The organism is Providencia manganoxydans, assembly GCF_016618195.1.
Lineage (GTDB): Bacteria > Pseudomonadota > Gammaproteobacteria > Enterobacterales > Enterobacteriaceae > Providencia > Providencia manganoxydans.
The window spans coordinates 235,809-261,816 of the sequence record NZ_CP067099.1; the positions used below are offsets into that span (position 1 = coordinate 235,809).

20 protein-coding genes are annotated in these 26,008 nt (G+C 41.6%); 8 read left to right on the forward strand and 12 right to left on the reverse strand.

What is annotated here, in order from left to right; translation table 11 throughout:
• Positions 1 to 6 precede the first annotated feature (6 nt).
• Both JI723_RS01085 and JI723_RS01090 read left to right on the forward strand, forming a co-directional pair.
• Positions 7 to 549, forward strand: coding sequence for a fimbrial protein (locus tag JI723_RS01085; RefSeq protein ID WP_272580554.1), 543 nt, complete (start codon positions 7 to 9; stop codon positions 547 to 549).
• A 601-nt stretch (positions 550 to 1,150) separates the two neighbouring features.
• Positions 1,151 to 2,305: a hypothetical protein gene (locus JI723_RS01090; RefSeq protein WP_337979723.1), complete on the forward strand. Its 1,155-nt coding sequence runs from the start codon at positions 1,151 to 1,153 to the stop codon at positions 2,303 to 2,305.
• A 137-nt stretch (positions 2,306 to 2,442) separates the two neighbouring features.
• Here JI723_RS01090 and JI723_RS01095 read toward each other — a convergent pair whose 3' ends face one another.
• Positions 2,443 to 2,805 (reverse strand): helix-turn-helix domain-containing protein, encoded by a 363-nt coding sequence (locus tag JI723_RS01095; RefSeq protein WP_070925978.1) that lies wholly within the window; start codon positions 2,803 to 2,805, stop codon positions 2,443 to 2,445.
• Between the two features lie 967 nt (positions 2,806 to 3,772).
• Complete coding sequence (locus tag JI723_RS01100; protein WP_337979724.1) at positions 3,773 to 4,585, reverse strand: hypothetical protein; 813 nt, start codon at positions 4,583 to 4,585, stop codon at positions 3,773 to 3,775.
• Positions 4,586 to 4,765: 180 nt separating this feature from the next.
• Here JI723_RS01100 and JI723_RS01105 point away from each other — a divergent pair, with 180 nt between their 5' ends.
• Positions 4,766 to 5,344 (forward strand): RBBP9/YdeN family alpha/beta hydrolase, encoded by a 579-nt coding sequence (locus tag JI723_RS01105; protein ID WP_337979725.1) that lies wholly within the window; start codon positions 4,766 to 4,768, stop codon positions 5,342 to 5,344.
• A gap of 42 nt (positions 5,345 to 5,386) precedes the next feature.
• On the opposite strand, the gene JI723_RS01110 is transcribed toward JI723_RS01105, so the two are convergent.
• The 7 genes from JI723_RS01110 to JI723_RS01140 form a co-directional block, all read right to left on the reverse strand.
• Entirely contained in the window at positions 5,387 to 6,763 is a 1,377-nt protein-coding gene (locus tag JI723_RS01110) for an amidohydrolase family protein (RefSeq protein ID WP_070929545.1), read from the reverse strand.
• A gap of 197 nt (positions 6,764 to 6,960) precedes the next feature.
• Positions 6,961 to 7,911: a carbamate kinase family protein gene (locus tag JI723_RS01115; protein WP_070929544.1), complete on the reverse strand. Its 951-nt coding sequence runs from the start codon at positions 7,909 to 7,911 to the stop codon at positions 6,961 to 6,963.
• 71 nt (positions 7,912 to 7,982) lie between these two features.
• The gene (locus tag JI723_RS01120) at positions 7,983 to 9,545 is read right to left on the reverse strand and encodes a permease family protein (RefSeq protein WP_140181196.1); all 1,563 of its coding nucleotides are present in this window, start codon (positions 9,543 to 9,545) and stop codon (positions 7,983 to 7,985) included.
• 111 nt (positions 9,546 to 9,656) lie between these two features.
• Positions 9,657 to 11,072: a YlbE family protein gene (locus JI723_RS01125; RefSeq protein WP_337979726.1), complete on the reverse strand. Its 1,416-nt coding sequence runs from the start codon at positions 11,070 to 11,072 to the stop codon at positions 9,657 to 9,659.
• Positions 11,072 to 12,622, reverse strand: a complete 1,551-nt coding sequence (gene fdrA / locus JI723_RS01130; RefSeq protein ID WP_272580551.1) for an acyl-CoA synthetase FdrA — start codon at positions 12,620 to 12,622, stop codon at positions 11,072 to 11,074. The genes JI723_RS01125 and fdrA overlap by 1 nt, the downstream gene beginning before the upstream one ends.
• Positions 12,612 to 13,535 (reverse strand): oxamate carbamoyltransferase subunit AllH family protein, encoded by a 924-nt coding sequence (locus JI723_RS01135; protein WP_272580550.1) that lies wholly within the window; start codon positions 13,533 to 13,535, stop codon positions 12,612 to 12,614. The genes fdrA and JI723_RS01135 overlap by 11 nt, the downstream gene beginning before the upstream one ends.
• A gap of 18 nt (positions 13,536 to 13,553) precedes the next feature.
• Positions 13,554 to 14,150: an ankyrin repeat domain-containing protein gene (locus JI723_RS01140; protein WP_070929541.1), complete on the reverse strand. Its 597-nt coding sequence runs from the start codon at positions 14,148 to 14,150 to the stop codon at positions 13,554 to 13,556.
• Positions 14,151 to 14,879: 729 nt separating this feature from the next.
• Here JI723_RS01140 and JI723_RS01145 point away from each other — a divergent pair.
• Positions 14,880 to 15,815, forward strand: a complete 936-nt coding sequence (locus tag JI723_RS01145) for a LysR substrate-binding domain-containing protein (protein ID WP_070929540.1) — start codon at positions 14,880 to 14,882, stop codon at positions 15,813 to 15,815.
• A 117-nt stretch (positions 15,816 to 15,932) separates the two neighbouring features.
• Here the strand turns inward: JI723_RS01145 and JI723_RS01150 are convergent, their stop codons facing one another.
• The 3 genes from JI723_RS01150 to hdeA all read right to left on the reverse strand — a co-directional run bounded on the left by JI723_RS01150 (position 15,933) and on the right by hdeA (position 19,505).
• Positions 15,933 to 16,811: an alpha/beta hydrolase gene (locus tag JI723_RS01150; RefSeq protein WP_272580548.1), complete on the reverse strand. Its 879-nt coding sequence runs from the start codon at positions 16,809 to 16,811 to the stop codon at positions 15,933 to 15,935.
• Between the two features lie 66 nt (positions 16,812 to 16,877).
• Entirely contained in the window at positions 16,878 to 18,926 is a 2,049-nt protein-coding gene (locus JI723_RS01155; protein WP_272580547.1) for a TonB-dependent receptor domain-containing protein, read from the reverse strand.
• A gap of 273 nt (positions 18,927 to 19,199) precedes the next feature.
• On the reverse strand, positions 19,200 to 19,505 hold the full coding sequence (hdeA, locus tag JI723_RS01160; RefSeq protein ID WP_070929537.1) for an acid-activated periplasmic chaperone HdeA: 306 nt from the start codon (positions 19,503 to 19,505) through the stop codon (positions 19,200 to 19,202).
• A gap of 507 nt (positions 19,506 to 20,012) precedes the next feature.
• Between hdeA and JI723_RS01165 the strand changes: the two genes are divergently transcribed.
• The 4 genes from JI723_RS01165 to JI723_RS01180 are packed head-to-tail and all read left to right on the forward strand — an operon-like array spanning position 20,013 to position 25,517.
• Positions 20,013 to 20,723: an ROK family protein gene (locus JI723_RS01165; RefSeq protein WP_070929536.1), complete on the forward strand. Its 711-nt coding sequence runs from the start codon at positions 20,013 to 20,015 to the stop codon at positions 20,721 to 20,723.
• Entirely contained in the window at positions 20,720 to 21,772 is a 1,053-nt protein-coding gene (gene gnd, locus JI723_RS01170; protein WP_070929535.1) for a phosphogluconate dehydrogenase (NAD(+)-dependent, decarboxylating), read from the forward strand. Before JI723_RS01165 ends, gnd begins: the two co-directional genes overlap by 4 nt.
• Positions 21,769 to 23,211, forward strand: a complete 1,443-nt coding sequence (zwf, locus tag JI723_RS01175; RefSeq protein WP_319067947.1) for a glucose-6-phosphate dehydrogenase — start codon at positions 21,769 to 21,771, stop codon at positions 23,209 to 23,211. Before gnd ends, zwf begins: the two co-directional genes overlap by 4 nt.
• Positions 23,208 to 25,517 carry a glycoside hydrolase family 15 protein gene (locus JI723_RS01180; protein WP_337979727.1) on the forward strand — a complete coding sequence of 770 codons (2,310 nt, stop codon included), beginning with the start codon at positions 23,208 to 23,210 and terminating at the stop codon, positions 25,515 to 25,517. The genes zwf and JI723_RS01180 overlap by 4 nt, the downstream gene beginning before the upstream one ends.
• Positions 25,518 to 26,008 lie beyond the last annotated feature (491 nt).

Sequence of the window (26,008 nt, forward strand, 5' to 3'; positions counted from 1 at the left end):
TAAACCATGAAAATAACAGTGTGTAATGGTGCCTTATTGGGCTTACTAGGCGGAATACTCTTCATGCCATTGGCTACGCAAGCTGACAGTAGTGTTGGTATTGAATACAGCGGCACGTTAATTGCCTTGCCCTGCACCATCGTACCGGGAATGAACAATTTGTACGTGGACATGGGCACTATCCCGACCAAATCCTTGTACCGTTTTACCCGCACCGCTGGAAAAACGATTGAGTTTTATTTGGAAGATTGTGATACGTCGTTGGGAAATGCGATTACGGCGACGTTTACGGGACCGATGGACAATGAAGGGTTATTGACCTTTTCATCTGGTAGTACCGCAAAAGGTGCAGGCATTGGGTTGGAATACTTGGATGGTCGTCCTATTCCGATTAATGATGGAACAGTGTACAAGGTGCCGCTTCGTGATGGGGACATGGTCATTCGAATGAAGGCGTATGTGCAGGGCCAACAAAATGCGTTAGCGAATAAGAGCTTGGAGGCCGGAGATTTTTCGGCGGTACTGACGTACAGCATGAGCTATGAATAATATAACACTTTTTACTTAATATAACCACTGTGTCGCTTAGAAGGCGAGTGCCAATCCGAAACGGAGTACTGAGGTGATGCCCGATTGATGGTCGAATGGCAATGATTGTGTTACAGCCGAAAAAACATGCCATCAATAAAGATATTTGGAATTTACGATTTCATTGGTCTTTAGAAAAGCAGATATATCGGCACAACTTCAGTCGGGAACAGATTCACTCAAACCCATGTCGCTGGTAGGTACAGATCGTGAAATGATGTCGCGAGCTCGGAATACATTAGCCTTGCAAGTCAGTAGCATAGTGCCTTTTGGCTGTACCAAATATCCAGGCAGCATTTATTGTGTGTATTAATAAATGTGTTGTCTGATTAGGAATATGGCTAATAAACATAGAGGTACGATCAGGCATACGGGAGTTAGCTAACCATCGAGAAGAGCATCAAAGGTTTTATTAGCGAGCGTGGTAGTGATCGCCTGAGTCGCCACGGAAACGCATATTTAATTATCGGCGGCGATGAAAACTTGGGTCAGTCGAGCACTTGCCTGATTGTACATAATAACCCATTGACACCAATAAATTATACAACGAGGATCTTTCCGTATGTCAAATAACAATGGGATCAATAAACTCAGTTCTATCTCCGTCTCGGAGAGACGATCGAGCCTACGTTCCACATTCATATTATCTCTATTATTTTCATCTTTTTTCGGCTTGTTCAGTGCGCCGGCATCCTCTACTTGGATTGCGATGTCTGCTGCTAGCCTCGGAGATCTTGTTCAGTGTAATAGTGACACCGGAACAATATTTTGTCTTGAAGGTTCCTCCTCTGTATCGTGGACAACTGGAGATAATACACTCATGACCGTACGTAATGTGTCCAATGGTCAAAACTATACGGGACGGTGGATTGGTCTTTATGGCTCATTTTCAGGCACATTAGGAAAAGGCAATCCTAATAGTGGTAACTGCCTCGTTTCGGGTTGCTCTGGTGGTTTTGTGATAGGAACAGGAGGGAGTTTCGGTATACCAGGCCTCGCTCCGAGTCGTAATCTAGGTTCTCGTAGCCCTGGAACTATGGGGGGGACTGCTTATTTCCATGGTGTATCACCCGTCGCTCCAGGGCTAATGGGTTCATCAATAGGTAGCGTCCCTAATTCTTCTGTGGCATCATTCAGTATCCCAGTCAGCGACGCTACTTGGGTACTGGTAGTCGATGGGCCAAATGGAAATTATACAGGGCCATTTACTGGAACTTTTAGCGGCTATAGCGTATCTGACCCCATACCGTATATTGTGTATGTATGTTATGACAACCCAAGCACGGGTCCATGCTCACCGAGCAACAGCACTACCTTAGCCACTGTCGCAACAGGAAGTGCTCAGCCTCCCATATATGTGCCACCTGAGGTGGTCGATCCGGAACCAATAACTTGTGAATTCGATATGCCCGATATTGATTTTGGCCAAGTTTCTGCTGGTACTACACAAGAACAGAGACAAGAATACTTTTCATCTGTGTGTTCTGATACCGCATCGGTTACCTTGAAGATCACTGATACTTCAGGGAGAACGGGTCCCTACACCTTTGCTGGGGGAGCCCTATCAGTGATATTTCCTGGCAGTGGATCCTCGAGTTATACCTTCTCCGTACCTGGGGGGGTAACTGATACCACACGCGTTAATGCTGTACTTTCAGGAGAAACAGTCAGCGGGACGTATAATTTGCCAATGGTAGTGACCGCAGAATACAATTAAATATAATTATCTGCCTCTCTTCTGCGTTTGCACGTAAAAGAGAGGCATCAAATTAGATATAGGCATTTAAAAATTTATTGAGTTACTTCATTTCATTAATAAGTAATACTATTAATAATATATTAATAGCTATTTTTTTAGCGAAGAGTTTCTTCTTTAGAAGAAAATAAAGAATATTGATGTAAACTACTTATATCTAAGGAACTATGTATAAAACTATGTTTCAAGTAGAAAGCAGGATCCTTCTCTTTCAATTCTTCAAAGACATTAGAAAAAAATTCAAATAGTGAAACATTTAATTGTATTAATATACAAAATAGCATATCGGTATCAATATGGCTGACTCCTCTTTCATATCGAGAAACCTGTTGCTGAGATATGCCGAGTTTATTCGCTAATTCTAATCCAGTCATTCCTCTGGAGCGCCTTAGTTCCATTAACTGGGATCCAATGATAACTTTAATCAATGTTTTTGTTTGATAAGTTTTTTTATTTTTCATTTTGTTTCCCTTAATGTAAAAAAATAACAAGGTAAAATGTAAAATATATGTTATAAATTATTCATTTGAGATATTATCACCGTAATATAATAAAACACAATATTGTGACATTTTTCGATATTCTTTATAGGGCGATTTGGTTTTGTAGCGAAATATATAAAACTCATAAAAAACAACAAATAAAAACAAAATCATTTAAAGACTATCCGAATTTGTACTTTTTGTTTAGTTTAATAAACTAAATTCACACATAAAAAAGGCAATTATCCCAAGAAATAAATGGTAAATAAAATTAAATACACAACATTAAAGGAGTAAAATAAAAACAAAACACCTGTAAATCAAACAAAATCAGATTATTATAATAAAATCGCTATTAATAATCATTCTCAATAACGTGGTAATTTCTGATAATATAATTAAACTTATTTATTCAATTAAGTTATAAGTAAGCTAAGTAATCGCTATGAGATTAAATATTTATTATAAGTACTTAACCTATAATGTCAGTATATTAAAAATTCATCGCTGCTATGCGTGATATATAAAAATCATTTGATCACGATATGAATATTGCTAAGCATATAATAATGCTAATTGATACCATGCTTTACTATGAATACTAAATGAAAAAATGAGTAATACTGACAAAATTATTATGGTAATGAAAGGGTTTCTATCACTTTCATCGTTATGCGGCGTTCTTTTTTAAGGAAGAAGTAGGTTCGTATTTATTTTAGGTCAAAATAAGCGTTACTGAAGATAGCAGATTCATAAAATCAGGTTATATCCTCTACGAATCCCTAGTTCATCGTGAAGCAACCTGCATAGTAGTGTATACAGCCGTTGAGATTATCTTTTAGTGTTTATTCAAGATGTATTAAATATTATGTTTACTTATCCATAATATTTGGATTAGAAATAATTTCAGTAAATTGGGCCGTTTAGCCCAATTTACTGAATAAAATCAAATTATCCCCTCTTCCTGTAGCACATCATGAAAATGCTGAACTTCTTCAGGCGTAGCCTGAATGCGTTGCATCGGGAAATCAAGCACATAAGGAATATTTTGTTGCGCACTGGCAACGGCGAGTACATAGGTGGCACCATTTGATTCTAACACGATAGGCGCACTCTTTTTCTTACCTGAATAACCTGTAGAGATTTGTTTTCCATCCAATTCGCGCTTATAGGTCGCAATAATTTGTCGATTGGCATTAATCACCTTGGCTGGGATCGCGATGAGTTTCAAAGGCTGACTGCCTACTGACAATAACTCTTTTCTCATTTTACTGATGCGTATTTGAGCACGAATAAAAAAGAAGATACAAAAAATAAATAAGCCAATTAACACAATGGTGGTAATAAAGCGGATCATCACGCTATCGACAGCCACATCCACAGTGAGTTTTGAATTATCTGTCGCATCCATCAATGGCATTACAGCGATATCTTTTCCGTTTAAGCCTAAGAAGGTGAAATTATGGGAGACGGCATTTCTTTTATAACGTAGATCAACGCTACAGTTGGTGATCACCAATAAACTGGTTTTGCATGAGCCATCAACATCAGCATCAACTGGAATGGCGTTTTGACCAATTTTATAGTCATAGGCGATATTCGGTAGTTGATAAGCACAAAATGCGGTTAATATCACCATGACGATAATTAAAAATAGGGAACGGAGCATGCCTCCATCCCCTGACAGTGGGGTTAAAGTCAGTGCTCGCTGCGGGAAGGCATTTAAAACTTTATCTGAAAGTTGAAGATTATTTTGCACAGGTAAAATATCCATTTATGTTGATTTTTAGTGAATTATAAAGATCAGCTGAAGAATAATAATGAGATTATTACCAAAATGGCTATCGTTTTTACGTGAAAAACCTTCAGTATAGAGGGTCTTGATTAGACGGTATCTTAGTGTATGACCTTATCCGCATCGATAAAAAGGAACTTAATTATGAGTAATACAAATATTCAAAATGGAAAGTTAACCAATAAAAAAGTAATTATTATTCATGGCTATACGGCATCACCTGAGAAAAACTGGTTCCCTTGGTTAAAGGAACAGTTAGAACAGCAAGGGGTCGTGGTGAAGGTACCTGCAATGCCTGATCCATTATCGCCTGACCCACAACGCTGGCAGCAACATTTGCTAGATGCACAGATTGAATTGGATAAAGATACTGTTGTGATCGGCCACAGTCTTGGTTGTGTCACGTTATTGCGTTATCTCGCTAGCCAACAGCAGCAGGTAGGTGGTTATCTGCTAGTTTCTGGTTTTACCGAAGAGCAAGCAACATTGCCTGAACTAAAAGCGCATACTGATATTTCCCTCGATTATGCGAATTTAAAATCATTGTCAGATAAGCGTATTTCAATTATTTCGAGCAACGATTCGATTGTTTCACCACAATCTTCTAGAACATTAGCGACTTTGTTAGAAACAGAGGTTATTACCGTAGAAAATGCAGGGCATTTTTTAGATAGAGAAGGCTTTAGTGAATTTCCATTGATATTAAAAGTATTAAACTCTTAATTAATAACAGAGCGGGAGTGGCTCCCGCCTTGGTAGGAGTGACTAACCTATTTTTTTATCCACAGCGCCAGAAGCTAAATAACCTTTATGGAAGCTAGCTTGCCTTGGGGAGATGCGTGCAACTGCCTCGGCGGAGCATGATGCATCGACTAATACAAAGCTTGCATCATCGCCTACCACAGGCCAAACTTGCTGACCTTTATTATTTAACGGTAGTTTATTACCCGTTGCGATAGCTAATGAACGCGATAGCGATAACTCGTCAGGGCGGGTATATAGCTGCGCATACAAATTGGCTTTTTCTAACATGTCACCTAAACCAAAAGGTGACCAATGGTCAACCACACTGTCCGTTCCAGACATTACAAATACGCCATTTTCATTGAGTGTTTTTAATGGCATATGTAACGTGCCGATTGGCACGGTGCTGGCAATGCTAATTTGTTGTTCAGCAAGGCGTTTAGCTGTTTCATCGGCTTGTTCAGGGGTTAATGTAGCGAGTGCGAATGCATGGCTGATAGTGACTTTACCTCGTAAACTGCGGTTTTTATCGACAGTATCAATCATGTATTCAATGGCTGCGCGGCCTGCTGGGCTGGTTTCATGTAAATGAATATCAACACCTTTATTATAATCCAATGCAATTTGGAACATGGTATCGAGAGATTTTTCCATCGCACCATCCACATTGGTAGGATCAAGTCCGCCCACATAATGAGCACCTGCCTGCATGGCTTCTCGCATCAGAGGTTCTGACTTGGACAATAATAAACCGTGCTGTGGAAACGCGACGATTTCACACGTGAGATCTTGTTGGTGCTCATTCAGTACGGTGATCAGCGCTTCTAAGTTTTTCAAACCTGAAACCGGTTCGATATTGCAATGGCTACGTGCAGTTGTCGATCCTTTAGATTGGATCAGTTTGATCAGCGCATGTGCACGCTCTTGAGTATAAGGTTGTAATTCAGGCAGGAGTTTTTGTTCCAGAGCGATCATATCCAGTATGGTTTTACCTTCGCGTGATCCAGGGGCTTGCCAAGGGCCGCCATAGAAGGTTTTATCCAAATGAATATGCATGTCGCGAAAAGCTGGTAACATTAATTTACCACCAGCACTATAGTAACTTAGCTCACTATTTGTATGCTGTTTATTAGGTAAGATAGCCGCTATTTTACCCTCGTTAATTTCAAGGGTTTGTAACGAAGTTTGAGTCCCAATAACCGTGTTATCACGGTAGTTAAAGCCCGTTTCCAGTAATACATCATCAAGATAATAGTGTTTATCTTTAATTGTTGATGTACTACTGGTAGGCAGTGTATTGGTTTCTGCGGCTGCGATACCAGATATAGCACCAAATAGAGTGCAAGTTGCCGCTAATTTTGCACCAGTAGTAAGGAACTCTCTTCTGTTAGATTGCATAGAAACTCCTTAATCAAGCGATGTCAGGTTACAGTGTGTAACCCGACTGGATATACTCGTCATCCTTCAAGTTGCAGGGCTTTTGCTAAGGTATAAATGACTACACTACGCTCGACGGGTCACCGTGTTGATCGATGCTCCCCACCTCTCTTCGCTTGTCGCCTACCTGCAACTCGAATTATTTAGAGTGTAAATCATTAACCTTGAATGATATGAGTACCGGTTTCGCCACGTAATGCTTGTGGTAGCTTTTCTGGCGTGGTGATGATCACACGTTTACCACCATTAGCGATGAATGACAGACTAGCCTCAATTTTTGGTAGCATACTGCCTGCTGGGAAGTGCCCTTCCTGCATATATTGCTGTATGGCCGTAGTGGTCGTTTCACCGAGTGCTTGCTGCTCAGGTTTGCCAAAGTGGATGCACACTTTTTCAACACCAGTGGTAATGATCAAGATATCAGCTTGCAGTTCTTTTGCTAACAACGTCGTCGATAAGTCTTTATCGATAACGGCATCAACACTTTGATAGCCACCATGACCGTTACTGATGACAGGGATCCCGCCGCCACCAGCGGCAATGACGACATAATCGTTGTTACTCAATGTGCGGATGGCAGCTGATTCGATAACACGTTTTGGTTCTGGAGACGCAACGACACGGCGGTAGCCACGCCCAGAGTCTTCCACAAAGTGCCAATCAGGGTTGGCTTGTTTTAGCTCTTCGGCCTGCTCTAAGCTGAAAAATGCCCCAATAGGTTTGGTGGGTGAATGGAAGTTAGGATCGTTTTTATCCACTTCCACTTGAGTCACAACTGTAACGGCTTGGCGGTGGTGGCGTGATGCCAAAGCATTCGTCAGCGCTTGTTGTATTAAATAGCCAATACCACCTTGGGTATCGGCAACGCAGTTAGCTAATGGTGTTAATGGTAAACCTTCTACTGAATGAGCGATCTCCGCACGACGTAAATCTAAACCAACTTGCGGGCCATTACCGTGAGTGAGTACGATATTGTAGTTACCTTCCAACATATCGCAGACATGAGATGCGACTTCTTGCACAGCTTTTTCTTGAGACTCAATAGACTGGCTGTTGTTATCTTTGATAATACTGTTGCCCCCGATGGCAACAACCACGAGTTCTTTCATTATTAATGTGTCCTGATACAGAGTGTCATTGTTGATGCGCTAGGCGCACCAACAATTAAAGGTTAGTGGTATTACGCTGATTTACTTATTTTTTCAGCTTTTTCAGATTGTTGTTGTTCTACAGTTTTGCCTTTATCCAAAAAATACTTCATAACAAACAAGCCCGCCATCATGAGGTAAGCGTACACAAACATCAAGGCAGATCCCTGTGCAATTCCTACCATTGGGGAGTGAATTATTCCAAAGAATACTAATAACGCACCTACAGCAGCGGCGATAGCACCACGTAGAGGTTGATTTAAGATTGCGAAGATGGCGATACAGCCCCAAAGCATACTGGCTAGCGGTGCGCCATTACCTAGATGTACCAAACCTTGATAGTAAACCCCTTTGCTGAGTAAAACATCGGTGCCAATTTGTGCAGCAGAGGTTCCTGCCGCGCCCATCATGCTATTCATCATGGTAAGGGCCCAGTTGGCTATCCAAGGGAACAAACAGATAAAGATCACAGGGACTTCAATTTTAGGTGTTTCTCGCACCACTTGGTTAGCCGTGACAACACCGATAAATACTAAGATTGGCACGATAGCGGTCATTGGAATGATGGCTAACATGAAGGCACCTAAGCCAAACAGTGGCACGATAAACATGGTGATACCAGAAGCTAATGTATAACCAATACTTGCCCCCATCGCTTTCCAACCTGCATGACCGACATACACAGTGACAGGGAATGGATTACCCATAAAACAGCCGACAGTAGATGATAAACCGTTAGCTAACATTACTTTACGAGTATTGTATTCATCGCCTGCGGCATGCGCACTTTCAATGTTCTCAAGGTCAAAAATATAGTTTGCTAAGCCTAGTGGGACGGCAGATGCAAGATAAGGCAGTGCGTGTGGTAGGCCTTGTAAGAAGCTATCAATATGAATACCTGGTGGGTTAAAGCCAAATGATGACATCGAGGATTTAATCGCTTCAGGGCTTTGTAGGCCAGAAATCCATGCTAGTGCAGTACCGGCAATGAGCAGTAATAAGCCTGTTGGAATACGGGCAAAAATAGGTTTTTTACCAAACCAGTTAATAAAAATCAGCAGTAACACAATAAATGAAACCGTTGGTGCTTCAAATGCTTGCAGCATCGGATTCATGGCAAGTAATAACAAACCCAATCCAGATAGGCAGGAAAGTAATACGGTACGCGGGATCATTTTACGAATGGTTTCGCCAAGGAATGAGCCGCCGACAAGGATCATCGATTCAACAAAACACCAAACGAGTGCAATTTGGATAGCAAACTCGGCGTTTTGGGTTGTTTGGTAGACTGGCATGATGACCAAAAAGGTCACTGTAAAGATAGACGGTGCACTGGGTCCAGATGGCAGGGCGGTAACATCATCGCGTCCGGTTTGTTTTGCCAGTTGCTGTCCAAAATAGGCATAGCTGATACTGGCGAGCAATACGGCAAAACCAAAAGCGGGGGCAATACGCCCATAGACAATCTCTTTCGGGATACCGACCACAAAGATCAGCAACCCCATCATGGTGAGTAGGTTAGTTAAGTTATTGGTCATTAGGCCAAAGTAGGCCGCCCAGTCACCACGTTTCCATTTTAGTTTCATTATACTCATGGAATGTATCCTTCAAGGAAGAGACCGCGTGTGCAGTCAAACAATTAAAAGCCCTTGGTAAAAAATTGTTATTGTTGGGTGCCCAGCTGAAACTGGGCACTTATTGCACAACTAAGCGTATTTTTCTGCGTAAGCTAACATTGATTTTTCAAAGCAATCAAATGGTGGATGAACAATACCGGCACCAATCATACCGATACCTGCGTCTTTATGAGCGATAGCCGTATTGATGACCGGAAGGATACCGCTAGCGGCGACTTTAGTAATATCAATCGCAGTTGGAATACCCATAAATCCAAGTAATGGAATGGTCACGTTCGGGTTTTCACCTAAGGTGATTTCACGCATTTGTCTTGAAAAATCAACGGCTTCTTCAACAGTCCCACCCACAAGAGCAACAATCGCTGGCGCTGTTGCCATCGCAAAACCACCGATGCCATACGTTTCCGTGATCGCCGAGTCACCAATATCAAGACCTGAATCTTCAGGTTTATAGCCCGCAAACATTGGGCCAATAACTTGCTGTGATGGTCCTGTGAACCACTGACCAGGTAATCCGCTGATACGTAAACCGAATTCAAACCCGTTACGTGCCATTGTCGTGACAACCGTGCTGTATTCGATGCCATGGGCAGCATCCATGGCGGCTTTACACATTGCCATCCATGTTGGGCCTGAGAAATAATCACTACTTGCCACAAAATCAAATACGTCTTTTTGCTGGGCTACAGTAAAATCCGTTTGGATAATATAAGGGGTTAACGCTTGGATCAGTAAAGTGGTGCCTGCATTATTGCGGTTGTGGCATTCATCACCCATATGTAATGCTTGAGCTAACATCAGGCGTAAGTCAATTTCGCCTGCGAGTTTCATCGCATCACGTAGCATTGGGCCTAATACATCTCGCATCCAATTTAAACGGTCGATCACGCTTTGGTCATTGGCGCCCATACGTAAAATTTTCGCCATCTGCTCACTCAGGTTAGTGAAAGCGCGGTTACCGTAAGTTTTGTTTTCAACGATATGCATAAACATGGAGGCAGAGGTGACACCTGCCATCGAACCCACACAATCATGTTCATGACAAGGTGAGAAAATAATCTCACCGGAAGCGGCAACACGCTCTGCATCAGCTAAGTCAGTGGCTAAGCCTTCGAAGACTAATGCGCCTGTGACCGCACCTTTCATTGCGCCACACATATCTTTCCATGCCACAGGGGGACCTGCGTGCAGTATGGTATTTTTAGTCATACCGGGTACGACATTAATTGCTTGGTCATAACCGACTAATACAGGTTGTGACTGAATAATCCGCTCAAGCGCTTGTGCATTGGCCGCGGCAATTTTTTCCTGTAGCGCTGCATTACTTTCAATTTTGTCTAGCGCGTGGATCACGGCAACATTGCCTTGTCCCGGAGGAGTCCAATTTAAATGTGTGACAGGAACATGTTGTTTTTTCAGATCATCACTGAACATTTCGATGCCAACATTAATCACATTCAATGGTTGCTTAAATAATGAAGTCATTATGCGTTCTCCCCTTTCCAGACAAACTCACGTGCTAACAAACCGGTATTGGTGCTACTACTTGCCCAAATCACGCCAGCATCGGTTAGCATTTTTACTTGTGCCTCCATTGAGGGTGTGTCTTGGTCTGTACCCAGCACATAACCTAAAATTTCTAATTCACGACCATCTTGTTTAGCGATATTTTTTGCTGCTTTGATAGCTTCAATCATCACGCCAACGGGATCTTCATGAGAGCCATAACCGAGCACAAAGTCCATGACGATCACACCCACTTCAGGGTCACGCGCTTCTTGCAATAGGCGCTCGATACGATTCGTTGGGTCAATCATTGGGTGTGGCTTGCCGTTGGTAAAATCATCATCACCAAAATCAAGGAAAGTGTGAGCGATACTGCGATTGAGATCTTTTAAGCGATAGTCAGGGTTTGGCTGAATGTTGCTGTAAACATCATCATATTTCTCGAGGGCGGCAAACATGGCTTCGTCACATAAGGTTCCGCCACAGAATAGACCTCGAATATATTTTTGCTGAGGGGAGAGTTTTGCTCGTACTTCTTCAATTAACGGCCAATTTAAAGAGTGCAGATTGAGATCTTCTTTTTTGATCCCCGTTAGTAGAACCGCTTTTAACGCCGCTTCTTTGGTACTTTGCGCAAAGCTGAGTCCAGCTTTATCTTCTGGGATCGGTTGGCTACCAAGGAAGCAAACGACGACAGGTTTATGACATTTCTCGGCTTGCTCTAGGACTTTTTTAGCAACCGCAGGTGCTGGTGGTTTGGAAATTAAAGCGATCACTTTGGTTTCATCGTCGGCGTCGAGCATTTTTAGGGCATCAATCATCATGATCCCGCCGATCTTTTCACTCAGATCGCGCCCACCTGTCCCGATCAGCTGTGAAACACCTGCACCAAATTCATGAATACGTACACTAAGCTCTTGGCTACCCGTTCCTGATGCCCCAATGATACCAATACTGCCACGGCGTACGCTGTTACCAAAACAGAGTGCCGCACCATTAATAATCGCGGTTCCGCAGTCAGGTCCCATCATTAATAAACCTTTACGGCTGGCGAGTTGCTTGAGCGCTAGCTCATCATCGATGGAAACGTTATCCGAGAACAGCATAACGTTGAGATCGTTTTCGAGTGCAATACGCGCCTCACGAGCAGCAAACTGGCCATTAACTGAAATCACCGCCAAGTTGCTTTCAGGGATATGGGTATGGGCTGAATTAATGGTGGCATATTTGGCTTCGTGCTGTGAACCACCTTGGTTTTTCTTATTAAAGAGTTCTTCAATGGCAATTAAAGTCGCTTCATTAGCTTCATCGCTGCTGCCTTTAATGATGATCATTAAATCACCATTTTTAGCGTCTTCTAATTCAGGGGTTAATAGCCCTAAATTTCTGAGTACTCCCTTATTCATTTCTGTTGCCATCGCCACAAAGGCTTGCTCGACATTATCGAGCTGATTCGCTTTTGTGGAGATAGACATCAGTGATACGGAATCAAAATACGTATTCTTTTTGATGACAACTTTAGTCGACATACCTTTCTCCAAAATAATGGGTAAGATACAAAGCGTCACGAATGCCAAATAGCATGTCGCTGCCTGAACTAGACCCGATATCTAAAATCTGACGAAACTGTGGATAAATATCTTTTTTGCTTGCTGCTACTAACATTTGCAGTAGCTGTAATATGTTTTCTCGATATTGATGATTAATGGCTTTTTCTAAGGTAATGGCACTGACTTTGGTGGTTGTTGTGCGTGCATTATTAATACCTTGTTGAAACTGGCATTTAAGATGTTGTAGTGGATGGTGCTTGAGCAATAAAAATGCCATTAGCCCCACTAAATAGTCATCTGCCGATGGTGTTAAACCAATGCCTAACCCAATAAATTGTTTAATAATATCTGGTAGTATTTGATACTGCTGTTTTAGCAATACATTAATTAATTCATTTCGTAATAAATTTAATTTTTCAGATGTAGCTAAATAAAATAAGTTATCACCACAATAATTAAATAACGAATTCCCTTCTGTTTTTAGAAGTTCATCAATGATATTTACCTTGTTATTTAAAAAAGAAAGGTACTGTTTTTGGTTTATTTTATTAGGATTAAAAAAAATTTCTTTTGGAAGCCATTTTTGACAAAAAGAAAAAGATAAAAAATAATGGTCAGCCAAATAAATAATTTTTTCAGAAAAATAAACCTGATCCCCTTCCTGTAAATTTAATCGAGTAAAATCATTGTTTAATATTCGACAACTGTTTGGCGCATTATCTAATTCAGTACTGAGCAAAGTAAAAAGTGTATCACCTACAGAAATATTGAGTGCTTTATGAAATATTTGCTCTACTGTACCTGAAAAAGCAGGCTGATCTAACAATTGCAGAAATGCTACATCAGCCGAAATACCATACAGTTGTTGTCGTTGAGTCTTGATGGTATCCACAAGCCTCCTTGTGATGCATTATGCGCCAGCCGCTATCAGCAATTCCGCAATTTCGTGATAACCTTTTTCACGTGCTAACTCTAAAGGTTTCTTACCGTATTTATCGGTCATATGTGGGTTTGCGCCATGGTCGAGCAGCAGCTTGACGATTTGTTGTTGTTTCTCTCCGCCATCATTGAGCACGATAGCTTCAAGTAAGGGTGTCCAGCCAACAAAGTTGGTGTGATTAACATTAATTTCTGTTTTTTCTAGTAGCTCACGAACGATTTCAACATGACCTTTTTCGCTAGCAGGGGTAATGCCTACGCCACCAAAGCGAGTTAATAAATCTAAATTTGGTTTCGCTGGAAGTACGATACGCAATAATGTTAAATCATTATTTAAGCAGCTTAATAAAAATGGGTTAAAACAGGTTTGATCTTGTTTATTAATATCAGCACCTGCATTAATCAGAAATTTAACGCATTCATAATGTTTATTGAGGCTGGCATTGACAATAGCAGTACGTCCTTGGCGGTTGGTGATATTGATATCAACCCCTTTTTCAAGACAGCTTTTTAATATGTCTAGATTGCCTTGCTCTGCGGCGGATAAAAATTCCTGTTCGATTGTCATGATAGTCCCCTGTTAAGGTTGTTAAACCCAATATCTCTTTATAGTCGCTGTACTTCAAGTGACAGCGCTGTTCGTTAAGGTATAAGTGACTGTGCTCACTGGCACATGTCAGCGTATTTGCTATGCCCTTCGCGACTCTTTTGCTTGTTGCCTAGCTGCGCCTCGAACTACTTAGAGTATAAAAATCTATCTGATATTTATGATGAACTCAGCATAGCAAGCACTTAATAGAAATAAAATCCATTTAAATTTAATTCATCAATAGTGAATGCCATTATTGAATTATATTCAATAATTATACTTTTTTGTGCGGAGAAGCATTATTTTTTAGCCATTTTTGATATTTTTTGTCCAAAAAAACGGCAAAGACATCAAGAAATATTGGCTAATGAGCGAGTGGAAAAATAATTTAATGAGTTTTGTGACGGGTATCAAATTAAGCGTTTCATAACGGTTAAAAATGTAAATTGATTGTTCAGAAATAGCATGTTGTTCTATGTGACTTTTAGTTATAAGCTTATAAATATTAATTGGTTATCTGCTTTTGTTAATTTTTTTTAGGTAAAATTAGGCGAAAAGTGGCATTCATTATTTATGCCTCGGTATGTCGATCTATTTCTGTTAATCTAGTAAATAGCGCGGCTAAATTAATCTGATTTAGCAGTTATTAAATATAATTCACAGAACCTGTTCTTTTTGATTGTTTTTTCTCCTGTTTGGACTTCCAGTATGAACTCGATATTTACCGAAGAAAATTTACTGACCTATACCACCGCGGCAAAATACGCCAGTTTTAGCAAAGCCGCAGAGGAATTGGGAATTACCACCTCAGCTGTCAGTTACACCATCAAACGCATTGAAACCTACCTCGATGTCGCGTTGTTTATCCGAGATACTCGTAATATTGAATTGACGGAAGCGGGTTATTATTTTTACCGTAAAGCCACTGATTTGCTAAATAACTTTCATCTGATTAAAAAAAGCATTTATTCGATTGAACAGGGCATAGAAGCACGGGTGCGTATTTGTATCAATCAGCTGTTATATACCCCGTATCATACCGCTAAGCTATTACAAATCCTTAAAAAGCAATTTCCTACTTGCCAGATCACGGTAACGACTGAGGTGTATAATGGTGTATGGGATGCGATCATTAATAACCATTCGGATATTGCAATTGGGGCGCCTGGCACATTAATGGATGGAGGCGGCATTGATTATACCGAAATAGGTGCTATTCATTGGCAATTTGCCATTGCGGCAACTCACCCACTGGCATTGATGCCTGAGCCTATTGCTGAGAGTCAGCTACGGTTATATCCAAACATCATGGTGGAAGATACGGCACATACAATTAATAAACGAGTAGGTTGGCTGCTACATGGTCAAGAAGCGATACAAGTTCCTGATTTTAATACTAAATGCCAATGCCAGATTTTAGGGGAAGGGATCGGCTTTCTGCCTGATTATCTGGTGAAAGAACATGTAAAAAGTGGTTTATTGGTGATTAAGCAGATCCAAAATCCACGACAGGATTCACACATGTTATTAGCCACCCAGCACTCAGCTACAGGGTTAGTCACACAATGGATCCGTAGAGAATTTGCTGCAAATGGTATGTTAACTAAGTTATATAGTGATATTTTAAAACCCATCAACCAATGAAGGGTTGAGGTTGTTGATGAAGCGGGATAAACGTGGGGGGACCCGCTCCGTGTTATCAGTCGAGAATCAATGAATTGATTTTCCTATTTTATTTTAAACGTTAACGACTACTGACCATTATTGGGAAGCGACGTCCAACGCTTTATCGATAGCATCTGGGATAACGCTGCCATGGTTTTTATCAGGGAATAAAGTAAATTCACATATGCGCTCGTGGTTATCAATTTCAGTGCATAATTGCCGTGCACTAATCCAGCTAGAGCGGGATTGATAGTGCTTAATTTGTTCTTCACTTAGTTTTGATAAATCAGGCTTTTCTTCTAAACCACCTAAAGTGATAAACAGTGGTGATGCTTTTTGTGGCTGAGTGAGTTTGCCCAAATTAATCATTTCACCTTTACCCCACCATAATGAAGGACTCGCCGAGACAAATGCATTGAATGCATCGGGGTGGTTTTGATAGGCCATCAACGTAAATAAACCGCCAAATGAGTGCCCGAAGAGAGTTTGCTTTTGTTTATCAAAACTAAAAACGTGTTCAGCCCAAGGACGAATTTGACTATTAAGAAATTGGTATAATTCGTCAGAACCCCCGCCTTGTTGGAAATCACTCCCTGAAACCCGCGGAGTGTAGTCGTAATCACGCAATGATTTAGGAAAAGCTTCATTAATTGGATAACCAATACCAATAATGATAGGTAGCTTATCAGCAGGCAGCTGTTGTATTGCACGGTTGACAACCAATGGAAATAAGCCATTTCCATCAAGCATGTAGAGTATTGGCCGTGAATTACCCGCAGCATGTGGTATGGCACTAAAAACCCGATAACTGCGTGTTCCCTGAGTACTACGGGTATTTTCCATGTCGTGATGTTGTACGTCATAGAATTGACTGACTCGCTCATCTAATGAGGGAGGTACTTGTGATGGTCGAGCAAAGGCAGTAGACAACGTCACGGTGAGTATTAAACCAGAAATAATTAATTTATTTATCATATTCAGATAGACAGCATACAGAAAAGCAGATATCAGATGATACCTGCTTTTTAAGGTTAAAATATATTAAAAACTCACATCAACATTTGCCCAATAACGGCGACCGTCTTCAACGTCCCAGTTACCGCCTTGCTTATCGATTTTAGGGCCTTTTTCATCTGCGATATTCAGTACCGCTAAATTGAGCTTAGTATTTTTCAACAGTTGATAAGTCATCCCAACATCCATCGTGGTGTAACCGCTACGGTAGCGTGGTTTGGTATAACCATTACGTTGGGATGCCCAAACTTGTTCACCTTCGTAGTGGGCTCGGGTATACAGATTGAGATCGTCACTGTAGCGCCAATCTAATTTTGCATTTGCAGTATGTTTTGGCGTTTTATCTAACGGATAGCCTTTGAGTGACTGACCGCTAGACAGTTTTTCGTCATTGCTTTCACGTTTTGAATCCACATAGGTGTAATTCAGGCTAAGTTTCCAATCTTCAGCCAGTGGGATCCCCGTTGCAACTTCAATGCCTTTAATATTCGCTTTACCCACGTTGTCATATTTGTAGATATTAAAGTTAGTTCCTGACTCTTTTTCCCCTGTTGCATAACTTGTTAGCTTGTTTTTAAAGTCAGTATTAAAGAAGGTTAGGCTGGCATTGAACCCTGATGCATGGTCATACGCAATACTGATTTCTTCGTTCAGGCTTTTCTCGGGTTTTAAATTTGGATTGCCATAAATGATCCCTTTACCACCTTGGGTTGATGTCCCATAACCTGCACTGATTTCACGTAAGGTTGGCGCACGGAAAGCTTGTGAAACCCCACCTTTAATGGTGATTTCATCAGTCAGATAATAAATGGCATAACCTCTTGGGTTCCAATGATTGCCATAGGTTTCATGGTGATCTAACCGCAAACCACCGGTTAAAATCAGGTCATCTGTTGCAGTAAACTCATCTTCAACAAATAAGGCGTGTTGATCTACCGACATCGAGGTCTTTTCCATGGTTTCTGGTGCAACCAGCGAACTGTCTTTTAATTTAGCATGTTGATATTGGCCACCGACAGTGAGCACGTTATCAGGTAAAAAGGCGACAACTTTGCCGTCAACGACCGTATTGGTGATGTCAGGGACGCGTTCTTCATAACCACCGACCCATTTTCCTGTGGCATCATCGCGTTTTTGTGACTTAGTTTTGCGTTTTGTTTGTTCTTGATAAACGCTCATTTCAGTTTTGATCACATCCCAATCACCTTTATAGGTTAAGGCCATATGATTACGGTTGTTATGGATCTCTGTTTTGTCGTTATCTTGCTTTAATCCGCCGCGGATTTCGTAGTCGCTAATTGATTTACCCGGTGTTGCGGTTCTTTCTTGGGTTGTTCTACCAGCTTCAAGTAAAAAGGTTTGGTTTTCTAATGGCGTGAAAGTCAGTTTAGCGGTCAGGCTGCGATTATCTTTTTGGTCATGACCTTCAAGAATTTTATCTTCTTGGCGATAATCTCCCCCGCCATATAATTGTAACCCTAACTTGTCTTTGATCAGGGGGCCTGAAAGATAGAAGTTACCGTCAGTTGAGTTACCGCTATCACTGTTTTCCTGCAAAATACCGCCCATGGCGACATTACCATGCCACTCATTGGTGACTTTTTTCGTGATAATATTAATTACCCCGCCCATGGCATCAGAACCATATAAAGAAGACATTGGGCCACGGATCACTTCAATACGTTCAATAGCCTCAACGGGAGGCATAAAACCAGCTTCGTAACCACCGCTACCATTTGGGCGCGATTCACGGCTATTTTGGCGGCGTCCGTCCACTAGTATCAGGGTGTATTCACCCGGTAGACCACGAATATTAATATCTTGTTTATTCGCACTGCCAACAACACTGACACCTTCAACATCTTTAACAGCATCAGCAAGGTCACGGACGGGTTTATTTTGTAGTTGTTCTTTGGTGATGACGGTAATACTGGCAGGTGCATCACGTAATTGTTGTGAATAGCCTGACGCAGTGACAATCATTTTATCTGCATCTTCTTGAGCGAGAGCATTAAAAGAGGCTGTAGCAGCGATAACAGCAGCCGCTAATCGTGTGTAGTGGCAGTGAATTGACATAGTATCCCTTAGTAAATGAAAATCTAAATGTAAATGATATTGATAATCATATCTTGTACGAATACTACCATTGATATGTGCAAAAAATAAATACGAGATTCATTAACTAAAGTATCTTTAAGAGGGAATTAACACGAATGAGGCAAGCTGATAAATCAGTGCTAACAAGAATACTGAAATAAATTAACAGTGTTGAGTTGGCTGTAGAGAATATTGAGATGGGTGCTTCATAGATATAGGTGCGTAGCCGTTAGCTACGCACATTGAGCCTTATTATTGTTTGGCTTTCTTAACCTGCTCGACAAAGTTTGCTTTGGTATCTTTTTTACAGGCATCGATCACGAGAGGAGTGATGGTTTGGATACCATCAACATCAAGTACCGCATCTTCAACTTTATCTTTTTTGGTTAATAGTTCACCAACACCGACCGCGGTTGGATAGAAATTATCGTCGATAGCTAAAAATTCTTCACAGGTCCACTCTGCAACAGGCTTAGCTTCATCTTTCTTATCTGCTGCCATTGCAGACATACTCGCTAATGAGGTAATAACCGCACCGATAACAAAATATTTTTTCATCATTTCACCTTAATGTTTAACGTTCAATAAATGTAGTTTTCATAGAAGGTTGTAATAGAGTTAGAAAATCGAGCGTCCTATTCTTTAATAATCATAGATGATGAAAAATAAAATTTAAAGAGCGTAAACCGATGGTATTTATATGATTATTGCTTTCCAATGCTATTTTGTTAAAGTTTGAAATTAAACACTAATGACATCGCTAAATGATAATGAATATAAAATGCTAATTAAGTATTATTTAATTGACGTCATTTTTACTTTTATTAAAACTATTTATGGGTATACTTTTTTAATCAACTAAAAATAAAATTTAAATTTATTATCAATTCTTGACTGGTATTAATGCCAGCTATTACATCGCCCAAAGGGAAAAGGTTTAGACTAACGACTCGTAATACTTCACGTTGTGCCATCTAGTCGCACCTCGAATTATTGAGAGTACACATAGGTCTAATAGAGTGGAAGCATCCATTGTCGAAGCTGTTAAAGCGGAGAAACCTTTCTATGCCTTTAAAGAGTCAAACATCTTGTGTGATCACTATCTCGAATGTTCCTAGCACCAAACGGATCTTAGTGATAGATGTCGGCGGCACTCACGTCAAACTCTATACCGCACCAAATACACCAGCAATTGAATTTGTTTCTGGCGATAAAATGACACCAGAACAATTTATTCATGATATTAATCAATATGTTGACCCTACTTCATTTGATAGTGTGAGTATTGGTTTTCCTTCGCCTATTTCAGGTAACCGTATTCTTAAAGAACCGGTTAATTTAGGGGAGGGCTGGGTTGATTTTGATTTAGTGAATGCTTTTCCATGCCCAATTCGCCTGATTAATGACGCAGCCATGCAGGCTGTAGGTAGCTATGAAGGTGGCAGTATGTTGTTTTTAGGATTAGGAACGGGGCTAGGGAGCGCTTTGGTGGTTAATCAGCAACTACAACCTATGGAGATAGCCCATCTCCCCTATCTTGAGCATGATTATGAATATTATGCGAGTGAGCATTATCGTGAATTGGTTGGCGATGAGGTATGGCGACAAAGCGTATTGACGATTGTGGACTATTTTTATCAAGCATTAATGCCGGACTACATTGTGATTGGTGGAGGTAATGTACATCACTTTACTCAATTACCTAAGTATGTCCGACGTGGAGATAACGACAAAGCCTTTCTTGGTGGGATCAGAATTTGGGGAAATAACCTATGAATCAATCATCTGTAAATCAGCTTCAACTAGGTTTTATTGGACTTGGCAGAATGGGCGCTGCGATGGTACGCCGCATCCAGCAAGCCGGCATTTCATGTGTGGTATATGACCAAAATGCAGCGATCCGCCAGCAATTGCCTGATAGCGTCATTTTTAGCCACTCTCTTGAAGAGATGGTGAAAAATATGCAGGCACCAAGACATATTTGGTTGATGTTACCTGCGGCCGTGGTTGACACAGTGATCGCTCAACTGAAGCCATTATTAGAAAAAGGTGACACGCTGATTGATGGGGGTAATTCTCATTTCACTGAGGATATTCGCCGAGCCAATGCATTAAAAGCCGAAGGACTGCACTATATGGATGTGGGTGTCAGTGGCGGAGTATGGGGTGAAGAGCGTGGTTATTGCCAAATGATTGGTGGGCCGAAAGAGCACTATCAATATTTAGAGCCAGTTTTTCGTGCCTTAGCTCCGGGAGTGGATGCCGCACCACGTACGGAAGGTAATAACGGTGAGCCTTCTCCAGCGGAACAAGGTTATTTATATTGCGGCCCTAGTGGCGCTGGCCACTTTGTCAAAATGGTTCACAATGGCATTGAATATGGCTTGATGGCCGCTTATGCGGAAGGTTTGAACATCCTGAAACATGCGGATCAAGGGCTAAATCCAGTTGCGGCGGATGCCGAAACTGCACCACTTGAGCATCCTGAATATTATCAATATAAGCTACCGGTTGGTGAGATCAGTGAGCTATGGCGCCGAGGTAGTGTCGTTGGATCATGGTTGCTTGATTTGATCGCACAAGAGATGCATCAATCACCCGATCTCGAAAATTATGCAGGCCGAGTCTCTGACTCAGGAGAAGGCCGTTGGACATCCACTGCGGCAATCGATCTTGGTGTGCCTGCACCAGTCCTGACTAGCGCGCTCTATTCACGTTTCTCTTCGCGTGATAATGACTTGTTCGCTGATCGTGTTCAATCGGCAATGCGTCATGCGTTCGGTGGACATAAAGAAAAATCCGCCGATCAAGGGGGATCCAAATGAGCCGTTCTTCTTTAGTGATCTTAGGGGCAAGTGGTGATCTAACCAAACGATTATTAATGCCATCACTATTTCGTTTGCATCGACTGGGTTTGATCCCTGACTTGAATATTATTGGTTATTCGATTGATAAATGGGATCGCGACGCTTTTTTAAAACATATTCATGATGCCCTTGCTGAATTTATTACAGACTTCAATGAGACAGAATGGAAAGCTTTTAGTGAACAGCTAGATTTTGTTAGTGGTTCACTTGAAGCGGATGCATTACGAGCACTGGAAGGCAAATTAACGCCATCGGCTCTGTTTTATCTCGCATTACCGCCAACTTTATTTGGACAGGCAGCGCAAGCGATTGGGGAAGCAGGATTATCCAAAGAAGAGGGTGACAATTGGCGACGTATTATCATTGAAAAACCATTTGGTACCGATTTAGCGTCTGCAAAATTACTACGTGAACAAGTCCACGCTTATTGGGACGAATCACAGGTTTATCGTATCGACCACTTTCTTGGTAAAGAAGCGACACAAAATTTGATGATTTTCCGCTTTGCTAATCGTGTATTGGCACCTGTTTGGAATGCCGAGCATATCGAGCAAGTACAAATTACCTATGCAGAGACGTTAGGGGTTGAAAACCGAGCGGTCTATTATGACCACTCGGGCGCCATGCGCGATATGTTACAAAACCACCTAATGCAGCTATTAACCTTGGCAGCGATTGAACCATTAGGTCGCTGGGATGGTGAAATTCTGCGTGATCATAAAGTTGAAGTGTTGAAATCAATTCGCCCGACCGATGATATGAACGCAAATGATTGGGCGGTGCGCGGGCAATACTGCGCAGGGCAAGTCAATGGTGAAACGGCAACGGATTATTGTAACGAGCCGGGGATCCCTGTGGATACGAATACAGAAACTTTCGCGGCATTGCGAATTGAGATTGATAACTGGCGTTGGAAAGGCGTGCCATTTTATCTGCGTAGTGGTAAGCGGTTAGCCAATAACTACGCAGAAATTGCGGTGCAGTTTAAAGCTCCAGCGGGCGCGCTGCCGGGGGACGTTGAAGTCGATAATAATTGGCTCGTCTTTAGGTTATCCCCAACCATGGGTATGGATATGCACATGACGGCAAAATTACCCGGTATGCATTTGAATACACATGGGATCACACTGAGTGCACCTTATACTCAGCCTGGCCAATATGAGGTATCCGCCTATGAGCAGTTACTGATTGATGCATTGAATGGTGAGGGGGCTCACTTTTTACGTTTTGATGAAGTGGAATGGGCATGGCGGATCATTGATCCTGCATTAAAAGCTTGGCAACAAGGCATGCCTGATTTGTATAAAGCGGGAACTCAAGGGCCTGATACACAATCAAGAATTATGCGTTCTGGGCATCAATGGCGTTCTCTCTTCGAGCAGGAGAACAGCGAATGAATCAGCAACACGCCCCCGGAGGACCGGGTAGCACAGCAACATGGACCAGCAGTGCAAAAGATATGGTCGGAACGGCGATAGGGCAAGGTCGCGTATGGTTTACTGTAGGGTATGGTATTTTAAATGAAGTCTATTGGCCTTCTTGTAGTACCCCCCATATTCGTGATTTAGGTTTTATCATTGCAGGGGATGATTTTTGGTCTGAAGTGAAGCGAGTCAATCAATATGAGTTGACTACACCATCATCTTCTTTACCGATCCCTAAAATTGTTCACCACCATGAACGCTATCGCCTTGAATTAGAAATTATTACGGATCCTGCGCGTGATGTGCTGCTGATTCGGTATCACCTAGAAGGAGAAGGGCTAAGGTTATATCCGCTGTTAGCGCCACATATCGGCGGCGATGGTGATGATAATTATGGCTCAGTCTCTCCTCATGGCTTAACGGCACATAAAAAAGGACGCCATCTGATATTAGCGGCAGAAAGCGGTTTTAACCGCGCCAGCGTGGGTTATGTTGGCAGCTCTGATGGGTGGCAGGATTTTAGCCAAAATGGCTATATGAGCTGGGAATACCAGCAAGCAGGGCCGGGTAATCTCGCGATGATGGGGGAACTCAATCGTAACTCAGGGGTATTAGCGTTAGCGTTTTCAGATAGTGCACAAGGCGCAGCAACGCTGGCGGCGAGCTCGATTGCAGCGGGCTACCAAGAAGCGCGACGCCAGTACGCTTATTTATGGGCAGCATGGAATGAAACGGTCAATTTTCCCGGTTTGGACAAATTACCTAAAAATTTATCCGATGCTGTTCGTACCTCGATTGCGGTGATCAAAACACACGAAGGACGCACTTTTCCTGGCTCATTAGTGGCAAGTCTAAGCACTCCGTGGGGGGATACGCATAAAGACGCTGGGGGTTATCACCTCGTATGGCCACGCGACTCTGTTGAAGTCGGTTTTGCTATGTTGGCTTGTGGTTTAATTGCCGAGGTGCGTGCATTAATGGCTTATTTGATTGCTATTCAGCAGCCTGATGGTCATTGGATGCAAAATAACTTCACCGACGGTCAACCTTATTGGCAAGGCATACAACTGGACGAAGTGGCATTACCGGTACTTTTTGCTGCGAAACTACATGAACAAGGGCTATTGGGTGAAATGCAAGGTGCTGCAATTCGAATGGCACGTAAGGCATTAGCATTTATCGCTCAATATGGTCCAGCTAGCCCACAAGATCGCTGGGAAGAGAATGCAGGTATTAACCCGTTTACTTTGTCAGTTTCGATTGCGGCACTGGTGGCTGGGGCAAAAGCCGGATTCTTAGAAGAAGGTGATAAACAATATGCACTTGATTTAGCTGATGATTGGAATGAGCGTCTTGAGTCTTGGGTCTATGTCAAGGATACCAAACTCGATCGCGAGCTAGGAATTGATGGGCATTATGTTCGTTTAAACCCAAATAGCCATTCTGCACGCTTTGGTGATGTGATGTTACGCAACCGTAACAACGAAACTATCAGTACACGTGCGCTATTAGGCATGGAGTATCTGTATTTAGTTCGTTTAGGATTACGGAAAGCCACTGATAAACGAATTGAAGATACGACAAAACTGGTTGATAAGTTGCTATGCATGCAATTACCCGCAGGCCCATATTACTATCGCTATAACGAAGATGGTTATGGCGAACATGAAGACGGACGTGCATTTGATGGTAGTGGCGTTGGGCGTTTGTGGCCGTTATTAAGTGGTGAACGAGGCCATTATGCTGCGGCTTGCAAACAAGATGTTACACCGTACTTGAATGCGATTTTAGCCTCTGCCAGTACAGGCGGGATGTTGCCTGAGCAAATATGGGATAAGGAAAGTATTCCTGAACGAGGGTTGATAACCGGAAGACCGAGCGGTAGTGCAATGCCACTGATTTGGGCTCATGCGGAGCTGATTAAGCTGATTTATGTACAGAAAACCGGTATCCCTATTGAGCAATTAAAATCAGTCAGTGGGCGTTATGGCGTTCAGCCGCCAATGGCTAGAGCTCGTCATTGGCGTGATAGCCAGCCTTGTGGTTTTGTATCCACTACTCATGAGCTGTGGATTGAGGCACAAGAGCCATTTGTTCTACATTATGGTTATGATAATTGGCAGGATATTCAAGAACAAAGTAGCCAACCTCTTGGTTTAGGGCTTTATGGTGTTCCATTAAATATCAGTGTATTAGCGGGAAAAACGCTGCGATTTACACGTCGATTTGATGGCCGAGGCTGGGAAGGCCAAGATTGGCATGTAGATATTAAAGCTTAATCGCTCCAGCTAAACATAATATGTTCGTTAACAGTCTGAGCGAGTACGTTTTTAACGTACTCGCTGCTCTTAAATAACAAATAAAATAATACTGTAAATTATTATCCTATGTGATTTAATCACTTTGGTAAATATTAACGTGTAAAAATTAAAATAACTTTTTTTGAGTTGTTGAGGAGATCGTGATTCAGATAGGAAAGTTAAATAAGAGTACCTATAGTGTGCGATTTTAATTTTCTAGAGAATTACTTTAATGAATTCACAAATAGTTGGGGATATTTATGTACATAGTAGGTAGGAGATAATGATTATACACTGATTAATGGTATAAACTATATGGTAATCCTAAAAATGGCTCAACTAGCATTAAAATATTATACATAATAAACAAACTAAACTATAATCAATATTGATTATTACTAATCTTATTCCTAAATTTATTACTCATTTAAATATAATTAATATAGTCTAATTTTTATTTTTTTTGTTTA